This window comes from Craterilacuibacter sinensis, assembly GCF_009831765.1.
Taxonomy (GTDB): Bacteria; Pseudomonadota; Gammaproteobacteria; order Burkholderiales; family Chromobacteriaceae; genus Craterilacuibacter; species Craterilacuibacter sinensis.
Genome location: NZ_WSSB01000016.1, coordinates 28,257 through 51,780, shown reverse-complemented (window position 1 = coordinate 51,780; position 23,524 = coordinate 28,257). Strand labels below are relative to the sequence as shown.

The window sequence follows — 23,524 nt, the reverse complement described above, 5'->3', positions numbered from 1 at the left end:
GCCTTTTGTTCAGGACTGGATCACGGCTTAGTGGTGGTGGCCGTGTTCGCCGTGGGCATGCCCGTGGGTGATTTCGTCGGCACTGGCTTCGCGCACGTCGGTGATCTTGCCCTTGAAGCGGATAGCCATGCCGGCCAGTGGGTGGTTGGCATCTACGATGGCGTTGCCGTCTGCAATGTCGGTGACGCGGAACAGCAGAACATCGCCGGTTTCCGGATCATCGGCTTCAAATACCATGCCGATTTCGATGTCGGCCGGGAATACATCCAGCGGCTCAACGCGTACCAGTTCTTCTTCAGGATCGCCAAAAGCATCATCGGACGTCATCATTACGTCTACGGTGTCGCCTACTGCCTTGCCGTGCAGAGCCTCTTCAACCAGCGGGAAGATGCCGTCGTAGCCGCCGTGCAGGTAGGAAATCGGCTCTTCGGACTTGTCGATCATTTTGTTGTCGGCGTCGAACATTTCGTAATCAAGTGTTACGACAGAATTTTTAGCGATTTGCATGCATGTAATCCGTGCAGTTGGTTATGAGTAAATAGCGAGTGACTGCCACGGGCTGCATAGGTTTTAGGCGTGGACAGGCTTGCACTTGTGCATATTGTAAACCATTGGGTCACACATTAAACGGGAAACTGCCATGAGCACGAATGAGTTGTTGGGCGGGATGTCCGCAGACGTTTTTTTGCGCGAATACTGGCACAAAAAGCCATTGCTGATTCGTGGTGCGCTGCGTGATGTGGGGGCGCCTGTCGATTTTGACTGGTTGAGTCAGCTGGCGCAGCAAGAAGAGGTCGAGTCGCGCCTGATCGAGAGCAGGAAAGGTGGCTGGCATGTGGAAAATGGGCCGTTCCGCGCCTCGCGCTTCAAGCGTTTACCGGAGAGTGACTGGACTTTGCTGGTGCAAAGTGTCAATCACCACTTGCCGCATATTGATGAAATTCTGTGGCGCTTCAACTTTATCCCTTATGCCCGGCTGGATGATCTGATGATCAGCTATGCACCGCCCGGCGGGACGGTTGGTCCGCATTTCGACTCCTACGACGTCTTTCTGCTGCAGGTCGGAGGGCGCAAGCGCTGGCAGATTTCGGCGCAAACCGATGATGCTTTTATCGAAGATGCGCCGATACGTGTGCTTAAAGACTTTCGGGTTGAAGAGGAGTACATCCTGGAGCATGGCGATATGCTCTATCTTCCGCCGCGTTATGCACATTATGGTGTGGCCATGGAGCCAGGCATGACTTATTCGATCGGTTTCCGTGCGCCGAGCGCGCAAGAGTTGGCCACCGAGTTTCTGGTGTATATGCAGGACAGAATATGTGTCGAGGGTCGTTATGCCGACCCTGGTTTGCAGTGGCAGTCTGATCCGGCGCGTATTCCGCAGGCGATGGTGGACGACATCACGCAGACGCTGGCACAGATTAGCTGGGATAAGGCTTTGGTTGCAGATTTTCTCGGACATTATCTGTCCGAACCTAAGGCTAGCGTTTTCTACGACTCGCCGGAAGACGAGCTGGATGAAGAGGATTTTGCTGCATGTATACAGCGTGACGGCGTGCGCTTGAGTCGCAAGAGTCAGATTCTGTATACCGAGTCGTTGCTGTATTGCAACGGAGAAATACTGGAAGTGGACGCAGATAGTGTTGCCTGTTGGCAACGTTTTGCTAATCAGCGTTTTTTGGCCGGAGAGGATGTGCTGGATTCCATGCTGATGGCGCTCTATCAGGGTTATCTGGACGGCTACTGGCTGCCTGAATCCATCGAGATTGAAAAATAACCCAATTGGGTGCTTGTGGTCGCGGGTAACAACCGATATGATTTTGCACCTACCGGAAAGGGTTTGTTTGGGGGTTTGTTGCTTGGCAACAAATTGGGTGGCTAAGAATGTCAAATTTCGTTTGAGTTCCCCTTCCCAGAAATTTTTTTCGTGCTAGAATCGCTTCACAAGAATTCTGATTGAATCCCGCTTTGGGATTTGGCTGAACTAAATGTCTTGTTCTTACACTCATAGTAAAGGTATACAAAAATGAAACAGTCGATCCTCGTTGCTGCCCTGCTGGCTGTAGCTCTGTCCGCTTGTGGCAAAAAAGAAGAAGCCGCTCCGGCTGAAGCTTCCGCCCCGGCTGTAGAGGCTTCGGCTCCAGCCGTTGAAGCTTCGGCTCCGGTTGATGCTTCCGCTCCAGTTGACGCTTCCGCTCCTGCTGCTGACGCTTCCGCTGCTAAGTAATCGCTTTTGCGATACTAAAAAACCCGCCGTCGGCGGGTTTTTTTGCGTCTACGCAGTCAGAAAACAATACGCCGACTTGAGTTCTCAGGTCGGCGTATTGGGCGACTACTTCAATTGCTCGGCTAGTTTGCGTGCAATCTGGGTGGCAAGTGTTTCTGCCAGTGGCTTGCCATCCTTGCTTTGCAGCTGGATTTTCGTCTGGGTTCCATCCGCCTGAACGGTAACGCGATACTGCTCTTCTTGCTGGATGGCTTCATTCTTGTCGCGCCAGAAAGCGAGACCGGACCAGAACCCGCCCTCGGTTTTTCCTGTTTGTGCATCGACATCCCCTTTGGCTGGGCGGACGTAGTAGATGCCTTGCGAGCGGTCGCGATCGACAATTTGCAGGCCAATGCGATCCAGAGCCAGACCGACACGACGCCATGCACGATCAAAACCGTCATTTACCAGCAGGGTACCTGCCTGGATCTGTGTTTTTTCTACCGTAGATGGCTGGTTTTCTACCGCTTTGGCCGAGGTTTTGGCTTGGTCTTCGGTGTGGCCCAGTCTGACCATAAAGCGGGCAAGAAACTCGGTTTCAAGTTCAGGATCTGCCGGGCGAGGCTGCCACTTGGTTTCGCTCTTGCCTTCGTTAATATAGGTTTCGTACATGCCGCGGTGGGTGAAGTACACCTCGGTGCCGTTGCTGGTGCGCTCCAGGCGAATGCGGAACTTATCGCGCTCAGGGGTCGACATGATGCCACCCAGACCAACGGTATCCAGCATGCGGCGTACCGGGTCCATACCCAATTTGGCACGGTTTTCAGCCCAGTCGGTTTCCATCAGGCCGATATCCGGTTCCTCGCTCTTGATGACAAAACCGTTGTCTTGCCAGAAGGCTTTAAGTAGCGGCCAGACTTGCTCGGGTGCTTTGTTGTCGACTACCAGCCAGCGCTGGGTGCCGCCACGCTCGATATGGGCATTGGCTGGCTTGACCAGCAAATTGCTGTCTTGCTGGATCTGTGCTGGGCTGTTGCCAGTCTTGCTGTAATCGATCAGCGAAGCGCTACCGTTGCCAGGCAATTGGTAGCGGTTCTGAATCTGGGGGGCAGTCAAATCGGGCGGCAGTTCCAGCTTGCCTTGCTGTACCGGTGCGTCGGACTGGTAGTCCAGCGGTTTCTCCAGTACGGCATTGCTTGAGCAGGCACTGATCAGGCCGGTAAGCAGTAAGGGCAGACAGAGATTTTTTTTCATTGGGTTTTCCGTTTTACAGTACGCAGGCTTGGCGCATGGCCGCTTCGACTGTGGGGATGGCCTCGCTGCTCATGGGTTCCAGCGGCAGGCGGATACCGGATGCGATCAGCCCCATGCGCTCTAGTGCCCACTTGGATGGAATCGGGTTGGGTTCGATAAACAGATGTTTATGCAGGCCTTGCAGGCGATCATTGATTTCACGCGCAGCGTGGCAGTTGCCGGCGCGGGCGGCGACGCACAACGCACTCATAGCATGTGGCGCAATATTAGCGGTGACGGAAATTACGCCGTGGCCTCCGCACAGCATAAAGGCCATACCGGTCGGATCGTCACCGGAGTACAGGGCAAAATCGGCAGGTGCACGGCGAATCAGATCGCAGGCGCGGCCGATGTCACCGGTTGCATCTTTCAGTCCAACAATATTGGGAATCTCGGCCAGTTTGAGTGCCGTGTCATTGCTCATGTCTGCAATCGTGCGTCCAGGCACGTTGTACATGATTAACGGGATATCAACGGCTTCGGCGATCGTGCGGTAATGCTGGTAGATGCCGCTTTGGGTTGGTTTGTTGTAGTAGGGCACGACCGAAAGGGTCATGTCTGCGCCCAGTTCCTTGGCGTGGCGTGACAATTCAACCGCTTCTGCCGTGCTATTGGCGCCGGTGCCGGCTACGACAGGAATGCGTCCTGCTGCGTGACGGATGACTGCTTGTACCACGGCAAGGTGTTCGTCTACTGTCAGGGTGGCAGATTCGCCGGTGGTGCCCACCGCGACAATGCCGGCACTACCGTTGTCGATATGGAAGTCAACCAGATTGGACAGAGATTCGAAATCAACCTGGCCATCCTCGAACATCGGAGTGACCAGGGCTACCAGGCTGCCTGTTAGCATAGTGAGGCCTATATTTTTTGATGGCAAAGGCTTCAGATTGTAGCGGAATTCGCTACGCGGGCAAAAGGGCATATGCATAGCTGTTGCGGATGGTTTGGTGGCGGGGATTTGTGCTAGAATCCTCCGTTTTTCCGGTACTTACGGCCAATCGGCTCAAGGATGCAAGCGTGATTACCACTAGTAGCATTACCATGCAGTTCGGCGTGAAGCCGCTGTTCGAAAAAGTTTCGGTCCGTTTTGGCGAAGGCAACCGTTATGGTTTGATCGGTGCCAATGGCTCGGGCAAGTCGACGTTCATGAAAATTCTGGGCGGCGATCTGGAGCAGACTTCGGGTGAAGTCTCTATTGAGTCCGGCTTGCGTCTGGGTAAATTGCGTCAGGATCAATTTGCCTATGAAGACCAGCGCGTCATCGATGTCGTGTTGATGGGCCACACCGAGATGTGGGCCGCGATGAGCGAGCGCGATGCGATCTATGCCAATCTCGAGGCCACCGAAGAAGATTATATGCATGCGGCAGAGCTTGAAGCCAAGTTCGCCGAATACGATGGTTATACCGCAGAGGCGCGTGCAGGTGTCTTGCTGTCCGGTGTGGGCATTCCACAGGACCAGCACTTTGGCCCGATGAGTGCGGTTGCGCCGGGCTGGAAGTTGCGCGTGCTGCTGGCGCAGGCTTTGTTCTCTAATCCGGACATCCTGCTGCTGGACGAACCAACCAACAACCTGGATATCAATACCATTCGTTGGCTGGAAAACGTGCTCAACGAGCGCAATGCCACCATGATCATCATTTCGCATGACCGTCACTTCCTGAATCAGGTGTGTACGCATATGGCGGATCTGGATTACAACACCATCCGTATCTATCCGGGTAACTACGACGACTATATGATCGCGTCGACCCAGGCACGCGAGCGGCAGTTGTCTTCCAATGCCAAGGCCAAGGACCGGATTCAGGAGTTGCAGGAGTTTGCTGCGCGCTTCTCGGCCAACAAGTCCAAGGCACGCCAGGCAACCAGCCGTTTGAAGCAGGTAGACAAGCTCAAGTCCGAGATGGTTGAGGTCAAGCCCTCCAGTCGCCAGAGTCCGTTTATCCGCTTCGAGATGGATGACAAGTTCAAGCTGCACCGTCAGGCCGTTGAGGCGCATCAGTTGTCCAAGGCTTACGATGACAAGGTGTTGTTCAAAAATCTCGACCTGATTCTTGAGGCCGGCCAGCGTCTGGCGATTATCGGTCCTAACGGTGCCGGTAAAACCACGCTGATCAAATTGCTGGCAGGTGCTTTTTCGCCTGAGCTGGCCGAGGGTGCTACGGCCGATTACGGTACGGTGAAGTGGGCCGAGAAGGCACAACTGGGTTATTTCGCCCAGGATCACGAGGCCGAGTTCGATTCCGATGCGACCCTGTCCGAGTGGATGCGCGAATGGGGGCAGGAAGGTGACGACGAACAAGTGATTCGTGGCACTTTGGGGCGTCTGCTGTTTGGTAGCGATGATGTGACCAAGGCAGTACGGGTGCTGTCCGGTGGCGAGAAGGGACGCATGCTGTATGGCAAGCTGATCCTGCAAAAGCCGAATGTAATGATCATGGACGAGCCGACCAACCATATGGATATGGAGTCGATCGAAGCCTTGAACATGGCGCTGGACAAGTATAAAGGCACGCTGATTTTCGTATCGCACGACCGTCAGTTTGTCAGCTCGCTGGCAACCCAGATTCTGGAACTCGATGGCAATGGTGGTTACGACTACTATATGGGCGACTACGAGGCTTACCTGGAAAGCAAGGGCATCGAGTAAGCGTATTCGCTGGCTTTGTGTTCAGTAGCCGCTTCGGCTGTCTGATGGCGTCACTCCGTGTTTTCGCACGAGATGACGCCATTTTTTATGTGCGTTGTGGTGTTTGGTCTGCCATTTCGAGCGTTTGCTTTACCGTTTTTATGCTATGGGATATATTGCGGTGCACAAGTTGCGTCTCTTATGTCGTGTACTGCAAGCGAGTACAAAACCAAAAAAATATGACCACAGTGCAGTCATGCAAAGGTCGATGGAGGGCGTGCCAGATAGTCTGGCCATCCTGTATGCGTGTACAAAGGAAAAACCATGCGTTTGAAAGATAAAGTTGCCATCATCACCGGTGCTGCCAGCGGTATCGGCAAGGCAACGGCCGAGAAATTTGTGCGTGAAGGTGCGATTGTGGCAGTTTGTGACTTGAGCATTGAGGCGGTCAGCACGGTCGTTGAAGAGCTCAAGCTCGCGGGTGGACAGGCAGTAGGCTATCGGGTCAATGTCACCGACAAGGCTGAAATTGCTGCCATGGTGACAGACCTCAAGGCGCGTTATGGCCGTATCGATATTCTGGTTAATAACGCCGGTATCGTGATGGATGCCCAGCTGGCCAAAATGAGTGATGACCAGTTCGACAAGGTGATCGATGTCAACCTGAAGGGCGTTTACAACTGCGCCAAGGCCGTGGTTGATACCATGATCGAGCAGGGCAGTGGTGTGATCCTGAATGCTTCGTCCGTTGTTGGCGTCTATGGCAACTTCGGCCAGACCAACTATGCGGCGACCAAGTTTGGCGTGATCGGTTTTGTTAAAACCTGGGCCAAGGAGCTGGGCAAAAAGGGTATTCGCGCCAATGCGGTATGTCCGGGTTTTGTAGCGACCCCGATTCTGCAGGCGATGCCGGAAAAGGTCATCCAGGCGATGGAAGACAAAGTGCCTATGAAGCGTATGGCCGCTCCGGAAGAAATTGCCAATGTCTATGCTTTCCTCGCATCCGATGAGGCCAGCTATATCAATGGTGCCGCGATTGAGGTGACCGGTGGTCTGACACTTTAATTTCGCCCGCGTGTACAAATGAATGCCCCGCCGTTTACGGCGGGGCATTTTTGCATCCTAACAGGCTTCAGTCGTCTGCCGGAAAGCGCGGGTCATGCGCCAATAGTGCGGCCTCTACCTGCTTGCGTTGCAGATGGGGTGCGAACAGTTCGATCAGCGTATAGGCAAAACCGCGCAGATAGGCATCCTTGCGTATGCCTATCTTGGTGGTCGAGGGTGCGAATAAATGGGCGGCATCGATGGCAACCAGTTTGCTGTCGCGTTCGGGCTCGAAGGCCATGCTGGCAATAATACCGATGCCCAAGCCCAGACCGACATAAGTCTTGATGACATCGGTGTCGATGGCGGTCAGTACGACGTTAGGGGTGAGCTCGGCATTGGCAAAAGCTTTGTTGATTTTGGAGCGGCCGGCAAAGGCAAAATCATAGGTAATGATGGGGTAGGCGGCGATGTCTTGCAGTGTCAATGGCTGTGTCAAACGGGTGAGCTCATGCCCTTGTGGCACGACAATGCTGCGGTTCCACTGGCAGCAAGGCAGCATGGCCAGTTCCTTGTAGAGCTCGATGCCTTCGGTGGCAATGGCGAAGTCGGCCTCGCCGGCGACAACCATTTCACAGATCTGGGTCGGGCTGCCTTGCTTGATGGAGAGCCTGACCTTGGGGTGACGCTGTACAAACTCGGAAATCACCGACGGCAATGCATAACGGGCCTGGGTATGGGTGGTCGCGATGGTCAGCGAACCTTCGGACTCGCGCGAGAATTCTTCGCCTACGCGCTTGAGATTCTTGGCTTCATGCAGGATGCGCTCGGCGATGCGCAGGATTTCCTTGCCTGGCTCCGATACCGCCACCACTCGTTTTCCATTGCGGATAAACACCTGAATGCCCAGTTCGTCTTCCAGCAGGCGTATCTGCTTGGAGATCCCCGGTTGCGAGGTATGCAGCTTTTCCGCCGCTTCGGATACATTCAATCCTTGTTTGGCGACTTCAACCAGATAACGCAGTTGTTGCAGCTTCATGCCCCGCTTCCTTTTTATAAAACCAGATGGAATTAGATATTAGCACGATATTCTTTAAGGTTTATAAGTCAATTGGGTAGCATGCCGTCAGAAGCCGCTGAGGAAAAGCCTGATGAATCTGGAAAATAAACTGTCCCATACCCGCGCCTTATTGCAGGACATTGCCGCAAACGAGGCCTCGGTGGTGCTGGCCAATAGTCTGGGCGCCGAAGATATGGTGCTGACCGACTTGATTGCTGACATGCGCTTGCCTATCGGTATTTTCAGTCTGGATACCGGCCGCCTGCCTGCCCAAACGTATAACTTGATGCAGGCGATGGCGGAACGCTATCCGGCTTATCCCTTGCGGGTTTTCTTCCCTGATACCCAGGCGACCGAGATGTGGGTGGCGCAGCATGGCATCAACGCTTTTTACCAGAGTGTCGAGTTACGTAAAGCCTGTTGTGAGGTACGCAAACTGCAGCCTTTGCGCCGGGCGCTCGCCGGGCATTCGGCATGGGTAACCGGCTTGCGCCGCGAGCAATCGGTCACCCGGCTGGATATGTCCGAACGCGAGCCGGATACGGTGCATGGCTTGATGAAATACAGTCCTTTGCTTGACTGGAGCGAGGCCGATGTGTGGGCCTATATCCGCCAGCACGGCGTGCCTTATAACGCGCTGCATGACCGGCACTACCCGTCGATAGGCTGTGCGCCCTGTACCCGCGCCATCTCCGTAGGCGAAGATGTGCGTGCCGGACGCTGGTGGTGGGAAAACCCAGAATCTAAAGAGTGCGGCTTGCATGGCAAGGTGAGCCCGCTGAAACCGGCCTCGGCCTGAGTCGCACTTGGAGACACATATGTACCGATATAATGAAGTCGACGCCCGCATTGTGGGTGAGCGGGTGGCGCAGTTTCGCGACCAGACCCGGCGCTTTCTGGCTGGTGAATTGTCCGAAGAAGAGTTTCGTCCCCTGCGCCTGATGAATGGCCTGTATATACAGCGCCACGCACCGATGTTGCGGGTGGCTATTCCTTACGGGCATTTCAGCAGCCATCAGATGCGCAAGCTGGCGCATATCGCCCGCACTTACGACAAAGGCTATGCCCACTTTACCACCCGGCAAAACGTCCAGTTCAATTGGCCGGCGCTGGAGAATGTGCCGGATATTCTGGCCGAGCTGGCGGATGTTGAAATGCATGCAATCCAGACGTCTGGTAACTGCGTGCGCAATACCACCACCGATGCCTTTGCCGGCGTGGCGGCTGATGAACTGCTGGATCCGCGCCCCTGGTGCGAAATTATCCGCCAGTGGAGCACCTTGCATCCCGAGTTTGCCTATCTGCCGCGCAAATTCAAGATTGCGGTCTCCGGCAGCCTGGAGGATAGGGCCGCAACCTGGGTGCATGATATCGGGTTGCAGGTGGTCAGAAATGCCGACGGCGAGGTAGGCTTCCGCGTACTGGTGGGCGGAGGACTGGGGCGCACGCCGGTGATAGGCGAGCAGGTACGGGAATTTTTGCCGGGCGAGCATCTGCTGACCTATCTGGATGCCGTGCTGCGCGTATACAACCGCTTCGGCCGGCGCGACAACAAATACAAGGCGCGCATCAAGATTCTGGTCAAGGCGATGACGGTAGAGGGTTTTGCTGCCAAGGTCGAGGATGAGTGGCAGCATCTGAAAGATGGTGCGGCGACCTTGCGCGCGCAGGATATCGCGCACTTTGCCAGCTTCTTTACGGCGCCGGCTTATGAGGTGCTGCCGCCTCATCCGGTCGAACTGACAGCCGCCATGGATGCGCAGCCGGCTTTCGTGCGCTGGCTTGAACGCAATACCCGTGCCCACCGGCAGCCGGGTTATCGTGCCGTGGTGTTGTCATTGAAAAAAACCGGCGTGCCGCCTGGTGATATTACGGCCGAGCAGATGGATGCCGTAGCCGGGATGGCCGAGCGCTTCGGCTTTGGCGAGATTCGTGCCGCCCACGAGCAGAACCTGATTCTGCCGGATGTGCGTGAACAGGATTTGTTCGCCTTGTGGACCCTGGCGCGTGAGTGGGGTTTTGCTACGCCGAATATCGGTTTGCTGACCGATATGATTTGCTGCCCGGGCGGCGACTTCTGCGGTCTGGCCAATGCCAAGTCGATCCCGGTTGCCGAGGCGATACAGCGCCGCTTCGATGATCTGGATTATCTGCATGACTTGGGCGAGATCGATTGCAATTTGTCCGGTTGCATCAATGCCTGCGGTCACCACCATATCGGTCATATCGGTATTCTGGGTGTCGATAAAAATGGTGAGGAGTGGTACCAGATTACGCTGGGTGGAAGTCAGGGAAATCTGGCCTCGCTAGGTAAGGTCATCGGCCCTTCGTTTGCCCAGGCGGATATTCCGGAGGTCTTCGAGAAGATTCTGGGGGTTTACATCGCCAGGCGTCAGGCTGGAGAGCGCTTTATCGAAACGGTACGGCGTATTGGCCTCGTACCCTTTAAGGAGTCGGTCTATGCGCAACATCATTAAAAACGGGCAAGTCACTGCGGACGAATGGCTGCTGCTGCGTGAAGAAAGTCATTTATGGCCGGCACAAGATGTGATCGTTCCGCTGGAAGTCTGGCTGTCGGCACGTTTGGCGCATAGTCATCGCTCTGCACCTTGGCTTGCGCCGGATGCGGATATTGCTACGCTGCTGCCCCATTTGGCCGACCTACCGTTAATCGCCATTGATTTTCCCGCGTTTACCGATGGCCGCGGCTATAGCCTGGCGCGTTTGCTGCGCGAGCGTTATGGCTATGCCGGAGAGTTGCGCGCGATTGGTGATGTGCTGCAAGACCAGTTGTATTATCTGCATCAAACCGGTTTTGACAGCTTTGCAGTACGGGAAGACAGGGATGCCACTCAGGCGCTGGCTGCACTGCAAGACTTCTCCGATGGTTATCAGGTTACCTGGCGCCGCGCCGAACCATTATTTAAGCGTGTTTTTTAAACATATATGTCAAAGCTAAGGGCATTAAGCAAATCGGTATTTACTAATTTTGTTGTTTTTATGCCATAGATGGCAGGGTTTGATGGCCTAGCGAGTTGACACTATGTAAATGTGTTTATATAGTGCTAAAGCCTTGCATATTGAATTTTGCACGCTAGAGTGATGAAGGTGTCTCACCATCCATTAAAGGCAAGCGAGGCACTTTTGATACTGGCTTTTAAAGAAAAGGGAAGTTTAAGATGATCAAACAGCTCAAAGTAAGTGCCTTGCTTGGCGCCCTGCTGGTTTCCACCAGTGCATTTGCCGCTCACCCAGGCTATCTGGATGACCAGGCAACTGACAAAGTCGTACGTAACAACTACGGCGAGTGCTGGAGAACTGCATCTTTCGACAAGGCCAAAGACGGCCTGGTTGAGTGCGGTGATCGCGAAGCCGTCAAGGTTGTCGTTGCGCCAGTAATGGTTCTGGTACAGGAAAAGATTTCCCTGTCGGCTGACGTGTTCTTCAACTTTGCCAAGGCCACCCTGCGTCCAGAAGCTAAAGAAGAACTGGGCCCGCTGGTTGAAAAGCTGAAGGCCAATGGCGACAAGCTGCAATCGGTTGAGCTGGCTGGTTACACCGACTTCTACGGTTCCGACAAGTACAACCAGAAGCTGTCGCAAGAGCGTGCTGACACCGTGCGCACCTTCCTGGTTGAAAACGGCGTAGCTGCAGAAAAAGTAACGGCAGTGGGCAAGGGCAAAGCTGCTGATGGCCTGACCCAAGAGTGCAAGGCCAAGAAGCTGAAGACTCAGGCTGAAATGAAGGCTTGCGTTGCTGGCGATCGTCGCGTTGACGTGACCATCAATGCCATGAAGGAATCCATGGTTGAACAGAAGTAATTCTGTTTTTATCTGATAAAAAGCCCTGCTGATGCAGGGCTTTTTTGTTTTGCCGGCAAGATGGCGCACTATCTTGTGTAAAGCCGCCATTGCTTGTGGTGCAAGGCTGGACGCTGGCAAGCGTCGACCGCTACAATCGAAGGCTTTCAGGGCAAAGGGCGGCAATGCAGGTATATTTCGGAGATCCCCGTCGCTTTGGTTTGCCCGGGTGTGCGCTGACCATAGGCAACTTCGATGGTGTCCATCAGGGACACCAGAATATGCTGAAGCGCCTGCGTGCCGAGGCCGATTTGCGTGGTCTGCCTAGTGCCGTGCTGACATTCGAGCCGCACCCCCGAGAATTTTTTAGCCGCACCGAACCACCGGCACGCCTTTCTACCTTGCGCGACAAGCTGGCCGAGCTGGAAGCCTCAGGCTTGGTGGACAGGGTGTTTGTCTACCGCTTCAACCATGCGTTCGCCCGCATGGAGGCACAGGCATTTATCGATGAGGTGCTGGTCGGGGCGTTGAATACCCGCTATTTGCTGATAGGGGATGATTTCCAGTTCGGCGCCAAGCGTAGCGGCGATTTTTCCTTGTTGTGTGCTTGTCCGCGCATTGTGACCGAGGCCATGCCTTCGGTGCTGGTCAAGGGCGAGCGCGCATCCAGTACGCGGGTGCGCGAGTGTCTGGCGGCAGGGAATCTGGATGCTGCCGAGCACTTTCTGGGTCATCCTTACCAATTGTCTGGCCGGGTCATGCATGGCCGCAAACTTGGACGTACGCTGGGTTTCCCCACCGCCAATATTCATTTGCCGCACCGCAAGCCGGCGCTGGAGGGTGTGTTCGTGGTCGAGGCGGATACTGCTGGCGGTACCTTTGGCGGCGTGGCCAGCCTAGGAAAGAATCCGACGGTCAGCCAGAGCCAGGACTATAAGCTGGAAGTGCACCTGTTTGATTTTGCTGGCGATTTGTATGGCCAGCGCATGACCGTACGCTTCCTGAAAAAACTGCGCGATGAAGCGCGCTATGATGATTTGGATTCGTTGGTAGCACAGATAGAACATGATGCTAGCAGCGCACGAAGCTATTTGAACAATTTGCAGCGAGAACAGGCATGAGCATCGATTACCGCAAGACCGTCAACCTGCTGGATACACCATTCCCGATGCGGGGTGATTTGGCCAAGCGCGAACCCGCCTGGGTCAAGCGCTGGCAGGAAGAAAAACGCTACGAAAAATTGCGCAAGCTCTGCGCCGGGCGTCCTAAGTTTGTCCTGCATGACGGCCCGCCCTATGCGAACGGCGATATCCATATTGGTCACGCCGTCAACAAGGTACTCAAGGACATTATCGTGCGCTCGCGCACGCTGTCCGGCTTCGATGCGCCCTATGTCCCGGGCTGGGACTGCCATGGCCTGCCTATCGAACTGATGGTGGAAAAACTGCACGGCAAGGAAATCCCTGCCGCCAAGTTCCGCGAGCTGTGCCGCGAGTATGCCAAGGAGCAGATTGCACGCCAGAAGAAGGACTTCATCCGTCTGGGCGTACTGGGTGACTGGGATAATCCTTATCTGACGATGGACTTCAAGACCGAAGCCGACATCGTGCGCACTCTGGGCAAGATCAACGACAACGGCTTCCTGTTCAAGGGCGAGAAGCCGGTGCACTGGTGTATCGAGTGCGGCTCGGCGCTGGCCGAGGCGGAAGTCGAGTATGAAGACAAGGCATCGCCGGCGATTGATGTCGCTTTCCCGGTTGCCGACAGCGCCCGTCTGGCCGAAGCATTCGGTGTGGCGGATGCCGCCAATGCCTTTGCCGTGATCTGGACCACAACGCCGTGGACTTTGCCGGCCAACCAGGCAGTATCGGTCAGCCCGACCCTGACTTACCAGTTGTTCGACACGGTCAAGGGCAAGCTGATTCTGGCCAAGGATCTGGCGGAGTCCGCGCTGGCGCGTTACGGCTGCGCCGATGCTACGCTGCTGGCCGAAGTGGCCGGTGAAAAGCTGGACATGCTGATGCTGAACCACCCGTTCTACGCACGTCAGGTGCCGGTTATTCTGGGCGATCACGTGACCACCGATGCCGGTACCGGCCTGGTGCACACCGCGCCGGCTCACGGTCTGGAAGACTTCCAGGTCGGCCGTGCCTATGGCCTGCCGGTGGAAAACCCGGTGATGGACAATGGCCGCTATACCTCGGCAACCGAATTCTTTGCCGGCATGAGCGTATGGGAAGCCAATCCTGCCGTTATCGCGCTGCTGCAAGAGAAGGGCGTGCTGCTGGCCAATATCAAGCTGGTACACAGCTATCCGCATTGCTGGCGCCACAAGACCCCGATTATCTTCCGCGCGACTGCGCAGTGGTTTATCGGCATGGAAAAACCGGGCAAAGAGGGCGAGACGCTGCGCTATCGCGCCCGCCGCGCGGTGGAGAGCACCGAGTTCTTCCCGGCTTGGGGGCGTGCGCGTCTGGAGTCCATGATTTCCAACCGTCCTGACTGGTGTGTGTCGCGCCAGCGCAGCTGGGGCGTGCCGATGACCTTCTTCGTGCACAAGGAAAGCGGCGAGCTGCATCCACGCTCCGGCGCCTTGCTGGAAGAAGTCGCGCTGCGTATCGAACAGCAGGGTATCGAAGCCTGGTTTAGCCTTGATGCCAAGGAACTGTTGGGTGATGAGGCCGAGCAGTACAAGAAGCTGTCCGATACGCTGGATGTCTGGTTTGACTCGGGTTCTACCCACTTTGCCGTGCTCAAGCAGCGCCCTGAGCTCGCGTGGCCTGCCGACCTGTATCTGGAGGGGTCCGACCAGCACCGCGGCTGGTTCCAGAGCTCCTTGCTGACCGGTTGCGGCACCATAGGCCGCGCGCCTTACAAGCAGTTGCTGACCCACGGCTTCGTGGTGGATGGCAAGGGCCTGAAGATGTCCAAGTCCAAGGGCAATGTAGTCGCTCCGCAAAAGGTCAACGACAGTCTGGGCGCCGATATTCTGCGCCTGTGGGTGGCATCGACCGATTACTCGGGCGAGCTGGCCATTTCGGACGAGATCCTCAAGCGCGTGACCGAGAGCTATCGCCGCCTGCGCAATACTTTGCGCTTCCTGTTGGCCAACCTGTCGGATTTCGATCCGCTGCAGGACGCCGTACCGTTTGGCCGTCTGCTCGAGCTGGATCAGTACGCCATTTTGCTGGCCAAGAATGTGCAGGACAAGGTGGCCGGTGATCAGTACAGCCGTTATGCCTTCCATCAGGCCATGCAGGAAATCGTCGGCTATTGCTCCGAGGATATGGGTGCCTTCTATCTGGACGTGATCAAGGACCGCCTGTACACCATGCAGGCCGATAGTGCCGGCCGTCGCAGTGCACAGACCGCGCTTTACCATATCACGCGCAGCTTGCTGCTCCTGCTGCAACCGGTGCTGTGCTTTACCTCGGATGAGGCATGGCAGGTTCTGACCGGTAGCGAGGAAGAGTCGGCGCTGTTCCATACCTGGCACGAGTTCCCGCAGCTGGACGATGGCGCAGCCCAGGCCTTGCTGGCCAAGTGGAGCCGCATCCGTGAGTTGCGCGCCCAGGTGAACAAGGATGTCGAAACCTTGCGCGGCGAGGACAAGCTGGGTTCGTCCCTGCAGGCCGAGCTGGATATCGTGGCAGATGAGGCACTGTTCCCGCTGCTGTCCAGCCTGGGTGAGGATCTCAAGTTCGTGTTTATCGTGTCGCGCGTGCGTTTGAGTGCCGGCGATGTGACCACGGTCAAGGTGTCGGCTGCGGATCACGCCAAGTGCGACCGTTGCTGGCACTACCGCAGCGATGTAGGCACGTATGCCGGCCACGGTCATGTATGCGGGCGTTGCGTGGAAAACATCGATGGCAAGGGCGAGGTGCGCAGCTATGCCTGATGTTGCCGGCAACTCTGCGGTGACTGAACGCGGCACAGGGCAAGGCAGTCTGGTCTGGTTTGCTTTAGCTGTCGCCATTGTGGTGCTGGACCAGCTCACCAAGACCTGGTTCAACACCGAGTTCCGCTTTGGCGAGGTGAGGGAGGTCATTCCCGGCTTCTTCAACTTTACCTTGCTGTACAACCCGGGGGCAGCATTCAGCTTTCTGGCGGATGCCGGTGGCTGGCAGAAGTACTTTTTCACGGCGCTGGCGTTCGGGGTATCGGGCTGGCTGGGCTGGAATATCATCAAGAAGCGCTTTAGCGCGCTGATGAATCTGGCCGCCGCCTTTATCATGGGGGGCGCCATCGGTAATGTGATAGACCGCATGATCCATGGTCATGTGATCGATTTCATCCAGCTGCATTATTACCAGAGCTGGTATTACCCTGCATTCAACCTGGCGGACTCCTTTATCTGCGTCGGGGCGGTGCTGATGGTGATAGACAGTTTCCGGCACCCCGCCGGACAGTGATGACCGAGGGCCGGCTTGCCGGCCCTTCTTGCATGGAAAGTGAAAAGAATGACGAAGACCATCATGCTGGCCAATCCGCGCGGCTTTTGTGCCGGGGTCGACCGGGCTATCGCCATTGTCGAACGGGCGCTGGAAATCTACGGTGCACCGATTTATGTGCGCCACGAGGTGGTGCATAATCGCTTTGTGGTGGACGGCTTGCGCGACAAGGGCGCGGTATTTATCGAGGACCTGGCCGATGTGCCGACCGGTGCCACGCTGATCTACTCGGCGCACGGTGTTCCGCTGTCGGTACGCGCCGAGGCCGAGGCCAAGGGCCTGAATGTGTTTGATGCCACGTGTCCCTTGGTGACCAAGGTGCATGTCGAGGTCAAGCGCATGCGTGAAGCCGGCATGGATATCGTGATGATCGGGCACAAGGGCCACCCCGAGGTTGAGGGCACCATGGGGCAGGCCGACGGCGGCATGTATCTGGTCGAAAGCGTCGACGATGTGGCGCGCCTGCAGCTTAGCCGCCCCGAGGCCTTGTCCTATGTCAGCCAGACCACCTTGTCGGTGGACGAGACGCGCGACATTATCGCGGCACTCAAGGCGCGCTTTCCGGCGATTGTCAGTCCGAAAAAAGACGATATCTGCTATGCCACGCAAAACCGGCAGGATGCGGTCAAGGCCATGACCGAGCAGTGCGACCTGATTATCGTGGTCGGCTCGCCTGCCAGCTCCAACTCCAACCGCCTGCGTGAAGTGGCTGCCTTGCGCGGTGTCGAAGCCTATATGGTGGACAACGCGACCGAGCTCAAGCAGGCCTGGTTTGCCGGCAAAGAGCGGGTTGGTGTCACAGCAGGTGCCTCGGCGCCCGAAGTGCTGGTGGCAGCAGTCATCGAAGCGATCCGCGCACTGGGGCTGGATGTAGTCGAGGAGTTGCCCGGGGTCGAGGAGAAAATCAGTTTTCCGCTGCCGGCGGCCTTGCGCGTCTGAGACCGGGTATTGCTATTCGGGTAGAGCCGCCGTGATGGCGGCTTTGTCGCGTCTGGGGGGATTGAAATGCTGACGCCTTGTCCCTACTTCTAGGCTATTGTTGACCACCTGTCCGAGACAAGCATGAGCGCACAGAAAGAAACCCTGGGTTTTCAGACCGAAGTCAAACAGCTGTTGCAGCTGATGATTCACTCCCTGTATTCCAATAAGGAAATATTCCTGCGCGAGCTGGTGTCCAATGCATCCGACGCATCCGACAAGTTGCGTTTCGAGGCCATCGCCCAGCCGGCACTGTTGGAGTCCGACCCCGAGCTCAAGATCCGCATCGCCTTTGACAAGGATGCGCGTACGCTGACTATCAGCGACAACGGTATCGGTATGACGCGTGCCGAGGTGATCGAGCATATCGGCACCATTGCCAAGTCGGGCACCAAGGCTTTCTTCGAGCAGTTGACCGGCGATGAGAAAAAAGACGCCAGCCTGATCGGCCAGTTCGGCGTGGGCTTTTATTCGGCCTTTATCGTTGCCGACCGCGTGACGCTGACCACCCGCCGCGCGGGATGTCCCGAGAGCGAGGGCGTGCGCTGGGAGTCGGAGGGTCATGGCGAGTACACATTGGAAAACGTGGACAAGGCCACGCGTGGCACCGATATCGTGCTGCACCTCAAAGACGGCATGGACGAGTTTCTGAACGACTGGCGTTTGCGCCAGATCGTGCGGACCTATTCCGACCATATCTCGCTGCCGATCGAGATGCAGAAATCTGCCAGCTTCGATGAGGATGGCAAGGAAATCGTCAGCGAAGAATTCGAGGCGGTGAATCAGGCTTCCGCCCTGTGGAGCCGCAGCAAGAGCGAGATCAGCGACGAGCAGTACCGCGAATTCTACAAGCATGTGGCGCACGACTTTACCGATCCGCTGGCGTGGAGCCATGCCCGGGTTGAAGGTCGCCAGGAATACACCGAACTCTTGTACATTCCGGCACGCGCACCGTTCGATCTGTACGAGCGTGAACGCAAGCAGGGTATCAAGCTGTATGTGCGTCGCGTGTTCATCATGGAAGATGCGCAAAAGCTGATGCCGCATTACCTGCGTTTCGTGCGCGGTGTGATCGATTCGGCCGACCTGCCATTGAACGTGTCGCGCGAGATTTTGCAGGAAAGCAAGGATATCGATGCGATCCGTGCCGGTTGCGTCAAGAAGGTCCTGGGTCTGCTGGATGATCTGGCCGCCAATGATGCCGACAAGTACAAGACCTTCTGGAGCGAGTTTGGTCAGGTACTGAAAGAGGGTGTGGGCGAAGACTTTGCCAACAAGGCGCGTATCGCCAAGCTGCTGCGCTTTGTTTCGACCCATGAAGACAGCGCCGAACCTGTGGTATCGCTGGCCGACTATATCGGCCGGATGAAAGAAGGCCAGGACAAGATCTATTACATCACCGCCGACAGTTATGCCGCAGCCGTGGGTAGCCCGCACCTTGAGGTGTTCCGCAAGAAGGGGGTGGAAGTACTGCTGCTGATCGACCGCGTCGATGAGTGGGTGACGGCCAGCCTGACCGAGTTTGAAGGCAAGGCGCTGGTGTCTGTCGCCAAGGGCGAGCTGGATCTGGGCGCGCTGGAAGACGAAGCTGACAAGGCTGCACAGAAAGAAGCCGAGGAAAGTGCCCGTCCGCTGGTTGAGCGGGTCAAGACCTTGCTGGGCGAACAGGTACAGGATGTGCGCGCGACCTTGCGTCTGACCGACAGCCCGGCGTGTCTGGTAGTGGGGGAAAACGAGATGAGCAGCCATCTCGAGCGCCTGCTTAAGCAGGCAGGGCAGGATGTGCCGGTCTCGCGTCCGGTGCTGGAAGTGAACCCCGAGCATATGCTGGTCAAGCGTCTGGCGAGCGAAAGCGATGACGCGCGCGCAGCGGATCTGGCGCATGTGTTGTTTGACCAGGCACTGCTGGCCGAAGGCGGCAAGCTGGAAGATCCGGCCAGCTTCGTTAAGCGCATCAACCGTCTGATGCTGGAGCTGTCTGCCTGAGTCTGATGGCACCCACGCAAAAAAGCCGCCCGGGTTTCGGGCGGCTTTTTTTGTGTTTAGCTGCGTAGCGGGTAGCGGTTGATAAAGCGCAACTCGCTCGGGTAGGGGTAGAAGTCTTCGATAAAGCCGGCGCGTATCCGTTCCTGGCGCTGCTGCCAGAAATCGATGTCCAGCAGGTCGCGGTGATGCTTGAGAAAGACACGGCGTACATCCGGGTCGCCCAGCAAAAAGGTACCGAACTCTTCGGGGAACACATCGTTGCGTTTGACCGGATACCATACCTCTCCCGACATCTCCATTTCCGGATTGGGCGCAGGCGGAATGCGGCGGAAGTTGCAATCGGTCATGTATTCGATTTCATCGTAATCGTAGAAGATCACCCGGCCGTCGCGGGTGACGCCGAAGTTCTTGAACAGCATGTCGCCGGGGAAGATATTGGCCATCGCCAGCTCCTTGATGGCGGTGCCGTATTCGCGAATGGCGCGCTCTTTCTCGTCTGGCGGGCAGCTCATCAGATACAGATTAAGCGGTTTCATGCGCCGTTCGATATACAGATGCTTGATCACGAGACGGTTGTCGTCCTCTTCGATCAGGGAGGGTGCCAGTTGGCGCAGCTCGTTTAATAGTTCGGTGCTGAAGCGCGCCTTGGGAAAGGCCACATTGGAGAACTCCAGCGTATCGGCCATGCGTCCGACGCGGTCATGGTGTTTGACCAGCAGGTATTTGCGCTTGACCGTGGCATGGTCGACCTCTTTGGAGCTGCCAAATACATCCTTGATCAGTTTGAAGACATAGGGGAAGGAGGGCAGGCTGAAAACCAGCATCACCAGTCCCCGTATCCCCGGCGCGATATCGAACTGGTCGTTCGAGTGCGACAGATGCTGCATAAAGTCGCGGTAGAAGATGTTCTTCCCCTGCTTTTGCAGGCCCAGCATGGTGTACAGCTCGGCCTTGGTCTTGGACGGCAGCATGGAACGCAGAAACTGGATATAGCCGGACGGAACTTCCATATCGACCAGAAAGTGGGCGCGGCTGAAGGAGAACAGAATGCTGATGCGCCATGGCTCGAACAGGATGGTGTCCAGATAGAGCTTGCCATTGCCGTCATGCAGGATGGGGATGGCAAAGGGGTAGGTCTTGCCGCCATTAATGACCTTGCCGAAGATATAGGCGGTCTTGTTGCGGTAGAAGGCCGAGTGCAAGACCTGGATTTGCAGGCTGGTTTCCGCTGCAGGCCATTGTCCGCCTAAGTGTTCGTGTGCCTGGCGGATGACATGGCCGAGATCCCGGGCCAGATTGGCGAAAGGGCGTTGCCAGCCATAGTCGCGCACAATCTGGCGCATGGTATGGCGCAGCCCGCCGGTCTTGGGGTAGTAGCTGCGCCAGGTTGGCGGATCGGACTCGATATATTCGGTCGATACCGCCGGACGGACGAAGATGAAATCGTTATTGAAATAGTCGCGGTGCAAAATACGGCAGAAGACCGAATTGAAGAAGGTTTCGGCCAGCTCCGGCTGCTTGTGGTTGGTCAGCAGGCCGATATAGTACAGCTTGGCCTGCTGCCAGATTTCATCATCCAGCAACTCGGCATGCAGTTCGTGCTGCAAGCGGGCAACGGTCTCTTCGACACGTTCATCGTAAAACTGGATGCGGTCGCGGATGGCCTTCTGTATGCCTTGCCAGTTAGCCGCTTCAAACAGTGCCTTGGCTTCATGGCTGCTGGCGCGAAACAGCCGGTAGTGTTTATCAAAGCCTTGAATCAGCGCTTCGGCAATTTCGCGCGCAACCGGGTTGTAGTATTCAGGTATCTGCATGACCGCGCCTTATCTGGGTAAGAGGCGGGCAAAGCAGGCGGTCAGCTTTTTTTGCGCAGCAAGAAGGGCTTGCGTGGCGTGCTATGTCTGGCCTGGCCTGATTTGCCTGTCGTTGAAATGCCTTTAGCATGCTGCACTTGCGGCAAATCTTCAAGCGCGACAGCAAGCTTGCGCCATTCGCCCGGTTTCAGGTCTTCAATATGCCATGGCCCGATGGCGACCCGTACCAGACGTAAGGTCGGCAGGCCGACCTTGGCGGTCATGCGCCTGACCTGACGGTTTTTTCCTTCGCTGATAATGATTTCCAGCCAGGCGTCGGGTACGGTCTTGCGAAAGCGCACCGGTGGTGTGCGCGGCCATAGCTCGGGTGTCTCTATGCGGCGCGCTTGGGCAGGGCGGGTGGTGAAGTCACCCAGATCGACGCCTTGACGCAGGGCTTCCAGTTGTTCTTCGCGGATTTGTCCTTCGACCTGCACCCAGTAAGTCTTGGGCAGCTTGAAGCGCGGGTCGGCAATGCGCTGTTGCAATTTGCCATCACCGGTCAATAGCAGCAGGCCCTCGCTGTCTGTGTCCAGACGTCCGGCAGGATAAACACCGGGCAATGGCATGCAGCTTTTCAGCGTCGGATGCTTTTCGTGCTCGGAAAATTGGCAAATAACGCCATAGGGTTTATTTAACAGGACAAGTTCAGTCATTTGGTCTAGCTGTAAGCGGTGAATTTCAGGATAATAACAAGGATGAGGTGGCACCCGTGATAAGAAAGCCCCGACGAAGGCAAGACCGCCCCTCTGAATGCGTTGTGCACGCAGTCTGCATGGCTTACTGCCCTTGCAGTCGGCATAGATGGGTGTAGCCTCTGCACCCACCTTGGCGTCAAGCCTGTCCGCACCCGTATCTCTAAAATTGCAATCAACCCATGATGGAGTAGGCATGAGCGATCAATCCCTGATCAAGGTTCCTGCAGCAGGTCAGAAAATCATCCCGGGGCAAGCTGTCCCCAATCATCCGATTATTCCGTTTATTGAAGGCGATGGCATCGGTGTAGACATTACCCCGGTGATGATCAAGGTCATCGATGCTGCTGTAGAAAAAGCCTATCGTGGCGAGAAAAAAATCCACTGGATGGAAGTTTATGCCGGTGAGAAATCAACGCGTCTGTATGGCCCGGATGAGTGGCTGCCTGCCGAGACTTTTGCTGCGTTGAAAGAATTTGCCGTTTCGATCAAGGGCCCGATGACGACGCCAGTCGGCGGCGGCATCCGTTCCTTGAACGTGGCTCTGCGTCAGGAGCTGGATCTGTACCAGTGCGTGCGTCCGGTACAGTACTTCAAGGGTGTTCCTTCGCCGCTTAAAAATCCGGAGCTGACCAATATGGTCATCTTCCGTGAAAACACCGAAGATATTTACGCCGGTATCGAGTGGTCGGCCGAGTCCGATGCCGCCAAGAAAGTCATCGCCTTCTTGCAAGAAGAGATGGGCGTGAAGAAGATCCGCTTCCCGGAAACCTCCGGCATCGGCATCAAGCCGATCTCGATCGAGGGTACGACCCGTCTGGTGCGCGCTGCGCTCAAGTACGTGATCGACAACGACCGCAAGTCGCTGACTATCGTGCACAAGGGCAATATCATGAAGTTCACCGAAGGCCTGTTCCGAGACACCGCTTATAAAGTGGCGCAGGAAGAGTTCGGTGCAGAGCTGATTGATGGCGGCCCATGGTGCAAGTTTGTGAACCCGAAGACCGGCCGTGACGTGATCGTTAAGGATGCCATCGCCGACGCCTTCTTGCAGCAGATTCTGTTGCGTCCGGCCGAGTACGACACCATCGTGACCACCAACCTGAACGGCGACTATATCTCCGATGCGCTGGCAGCTCAGGTGGGCGGGATTGGTATCGCGCCAGGTGCCAATATTTCCGACCAGTATGCCGTGTTTGAAGCAACCCATGGCACCGCGCCTAAATATGCTGGCCTGGACAAGGTCAACCCGGGTTCGCTGATTCTGTCCGCCGAAATGATGCTGCGTCATCTGGGCTGGGTTGAGGCTGCCGATCTGGTGATCAAGTCCATGGAAGCGGCGATTGCCGACAAGCAGGTCACCTATGACTTTGCCCGTCTGATGGATGGTGCGACCGAGGTGAGCTGCTCCGCCTTTGGTGACGCGATGATCGCCCGCATGTAAGTCTGGGCTCTTGCAGAAAAGTGGCTCGCCTTTGCGGGCCATTTTTTCGTCTACGATAAGTAGGGTAGGTACAACAAAAAACCCGC

General features: G+C 56.3%; 19 protein-coding genes. 13 read left to right on the top strand and 6 right to left on the bottom strand.

What is annotated here, in order from left to right; genetic code table 11:
* Positions 1-27 precede the first annotated feature (27 nt).
* Positions 28-507, bottom strand: coding sequence for an FKBP-type peptidyl-prolyl cis-trans isomerase (locus GQF02_RS14465; RefSeq protein WP_124736384.1), 480 nt, complete (start codon positions 505-507; stop codon positions 28-30).
* A gap of 133 nt (positions 508-640) precedes the next feature.
* Between GQF02_RS14465 and GQF02_RS14460 the strand changes: the two genes are divergently transcribed.
* Positions 641-1,777, top strand: a complete 1,137-nt coding sequence (locus tag GQF02_RS14460) for a ribosomal protein uL16 3-hydroxylase (protein WP_160798063.1) — start codon at positions 641-643, stop codon at positions 1,775-1,777.
* Between the two features lie 555 nt (positions 1,778-2,332).
* Here GQF02_RS14460 and bamC read toward each other — a convergent pair.
* Positions 2,333-3,460, bottom strand: a complete 1,128-nt coding sequence (gene bamC / locus GQF02_RS14450) for an outer membrane protein assembly factor BamC (protein ID WP_124736381.1) — start codon at positions 3,458-3,460, stop codon at positions 2,333-2,335.
* Between the two features lie 13 nt (positions 3,461-3,473).
* Positions 3,474-4,349, bottom strand: a complete 876-nt coding sequence (dapA, locus tag GQF02_RS14445) for a 4-hydroxy-tetrahydrodipicolinate synthase (protein WP_160798059.1) — start codon at positions 4,347-4,349, stop codon at positions 3,474-3,476.
* Positions 4,350-4,516: 167 nt separating this feature from the next.
* On the opposite strand from dapA, the gene GQF02_RS14440 reads away from it, so the two are divergent.
* On the top strand, positions 4,517-6,148 hold the full coding sequence (locus tag GQF02_RS14440; RefSeq protein ID WP_160798057.1) for an ABC-F family ATPase: 1,632 nt from the start codon (positions 4,517-4,519) through the stop codon (positions 6,146-6,148).
* A gap of 303 nt (positions 6,149-6,451) precedes the next feature.
* The gene (fabG, locus tag GQF02_RS14435) at positions 6,452-7,192 is read left to right on the top strand and encodes a 3-oxoacyl-ACP reductase FabG (protein ID WP_124736378.1); all 741 of its coding nucleotides are present in this window, start codon (positions 6,452-6,454) and stop codon (positions 7,190-7,192) included.
* A 67-nt stretch (positions 7,193-7,259) separates the two neighbouring features.
* Here fabG and cysB read toward each other — a convergent pair whose 3' ends face one another.
* On the bottom strand, positions 7,260-8,210 hold the full coding sequence (cysB, locus tag GQF02_RS14430; protein WP_160798055.1) for an HTH-type transcriptional regulator CysB: 951 nt from the start codon (positions 8,208-8,210) through the stop codon (positions 7,260-7,262).
* 112 nt (positions 8,211-8,322) lie between these two features.
* Here cysB and GQF02_RS14425 point away from each other — a divergent pair, with 112 nt between their 5' ends.
* The 9 genes from GQF02_RS14425 (at position 8,323) to htpG (ending at position 19,446) form a co-directional block, all read left to right on the top strand.
* Positions 8,323-9,030, top strand: a complete 708-nt coding sequence (locus GQF02_RS14425) for a phosphoadenylyl-sulfate reductase (RefSeq protein ID WP_160798053.1) — start codon at positions 8,323-8,325, stop codon at positions 9,028-9,030.
* Positions 9,031-9,049: 19 nt separating this feature from the next.
* The gene (locus tag GQF02_RS14420) at positions 9,050-10,708 is read left to right on the top strand and encodes a nitrite/sulfite reductase (protein ID WP_160798051.1); all 1,659 of its coding nucleotides are present in this window, start codon (positions 9,050-9,052) and stop codon (positions 10,706-10,708) included.
* The gene (locus GQF02_RS14415; protein ID WP_160798049.1) at positions 10,692-11,171 is read left to right on the top strand and encodes a DUF934 domain-containing protein; all 480 of its coding nucleotides are present in this window, start codon (positions 10,692-10,694) and stop codon (positions 11,169-11,171) included. Before GQF02_RS14420 ends, GQF02_RS14415 begins: the two co-directional genes overlap by 17 nt.
* 239 nt (positions 11,172-11,410) lie before the next feature.
* Positions 11,411-12,052, top strand: coding sequence for an OmpA family protein (locus GQF02_RS14410; RefSeq protein ID WP_124736373.1), 642 nt, complete (start codon positions 11,411-11,413; stop codon positions 12,050-12,052).
* Between the two features lie 164 nt (positions 12,053-12,216).
* A complete protein-coding gene (locus GQF02_RS14405; RefSeq protein ID WP_160798047.1) occupies positions 12,217-13,152 on the top strand; it encodes a bifunctional riboflavin kinase/FAD synthetase in 936 nt (311 codons plus the stop codon).
* Positions 13,149-15,929, top strand: a complete 2,781-nt coding sequence (gene ileS, locus GQF02_RS14400) for an isoleucine--tRNA ligase (RefSeq protein WP_160798045.1) — start codon at positions 13,149-13,151, stop codon at positions 15,927-15,929. Before GQF02_RS14405 ends, ileS begins: the two co-directional genes overlap by 4 nt.
* Complete coding sequence (gene lspA / locus GQF02_RS14395) at positions 15,922-16,443, top strand: signal peptidase II (protein WP_160798043.1); 522 nt, start codon at positions 15,922-15,924, stop codon at positions 16,441-16,443. Before ileS ends, lspA begins: the two co-directional genes overlap by 8 nt.
* A 48-nt stretch (positions 16,444-16,491) precedes the next feature.
* Positions 16,492-17,421: a 4-hydroxy-3-methylbut-2-enyl diphosphate reductase gene (gene ispH, locus GQF02_RS14390; RefSeq protein WP_160798041.1), complete on the top strand. Its 930-nt coding sequence runs from the start codon at positions 16,492-16,494 to the stop codon at positions 17,419-17,421.
* Positions 17,422-17,544: 123 nt separating this feature from the next.
* Positions 17,545-19,446, top strand: a complete 1,902-nt coding sequence (htpG, locus tag GQF02_RS14385; RefSeq protein WP_160798039.1) for a molecular chaperone HtpG — start codon at positions 17,545-17,547, stop codon at positions 19,444-19,446.
* A gap of 56 nt (positions 19,447-19,502) precedes the next feature.
* Here htpG and aceK read toward each other — a convergent pair whose 3' ends face one another.
* Positions 19,503-21,260, bottom strand: coding sequence for a bifunctional isocitrate dehydrogenase kinase/phosphatase (gene aceK, locus GQF02_RS14380; RefSeq protein ID WP_160798037.1), 1,758 nt, complete (start codon positions 21,258-21,260; stop codon positions 19,503-19,505).
* Between the two features lie 41 nt (positions 21,261-21,301).
* Positions 21,302-21,955 carry a pseudouridine synthase gene (locus GQF02_RS14375; protein WP_124736366.1) on the bottom strand — a complete coding sequence of 218 codons (654 nt, stop codon included), beginning with the start codon at positions 21,953-21,955 and terminating at the stop codon, positions 21,302-21,304.
* A gap of 235 nt (positions 21,956-22,190) precedes the next feature.
* Here GQF02_RS14375 and icd point away from each other — a divergent pair, with 235 nt between their 5' ends.
* On the top strand, positions 22,191-23,438 hold the full coding sequence (gene icd / locus GQF02_RS14370) for an NADP-dependent isocitrate dehydrogenase (RefSeq protein WP_124736365.1): 1,248 nt from the start codon (positions 22,191-22,193) through the stop codon (positions 23,436-23,438).
* Positions 23,439-23,524 lie beyond the last annotated feature (86 nt).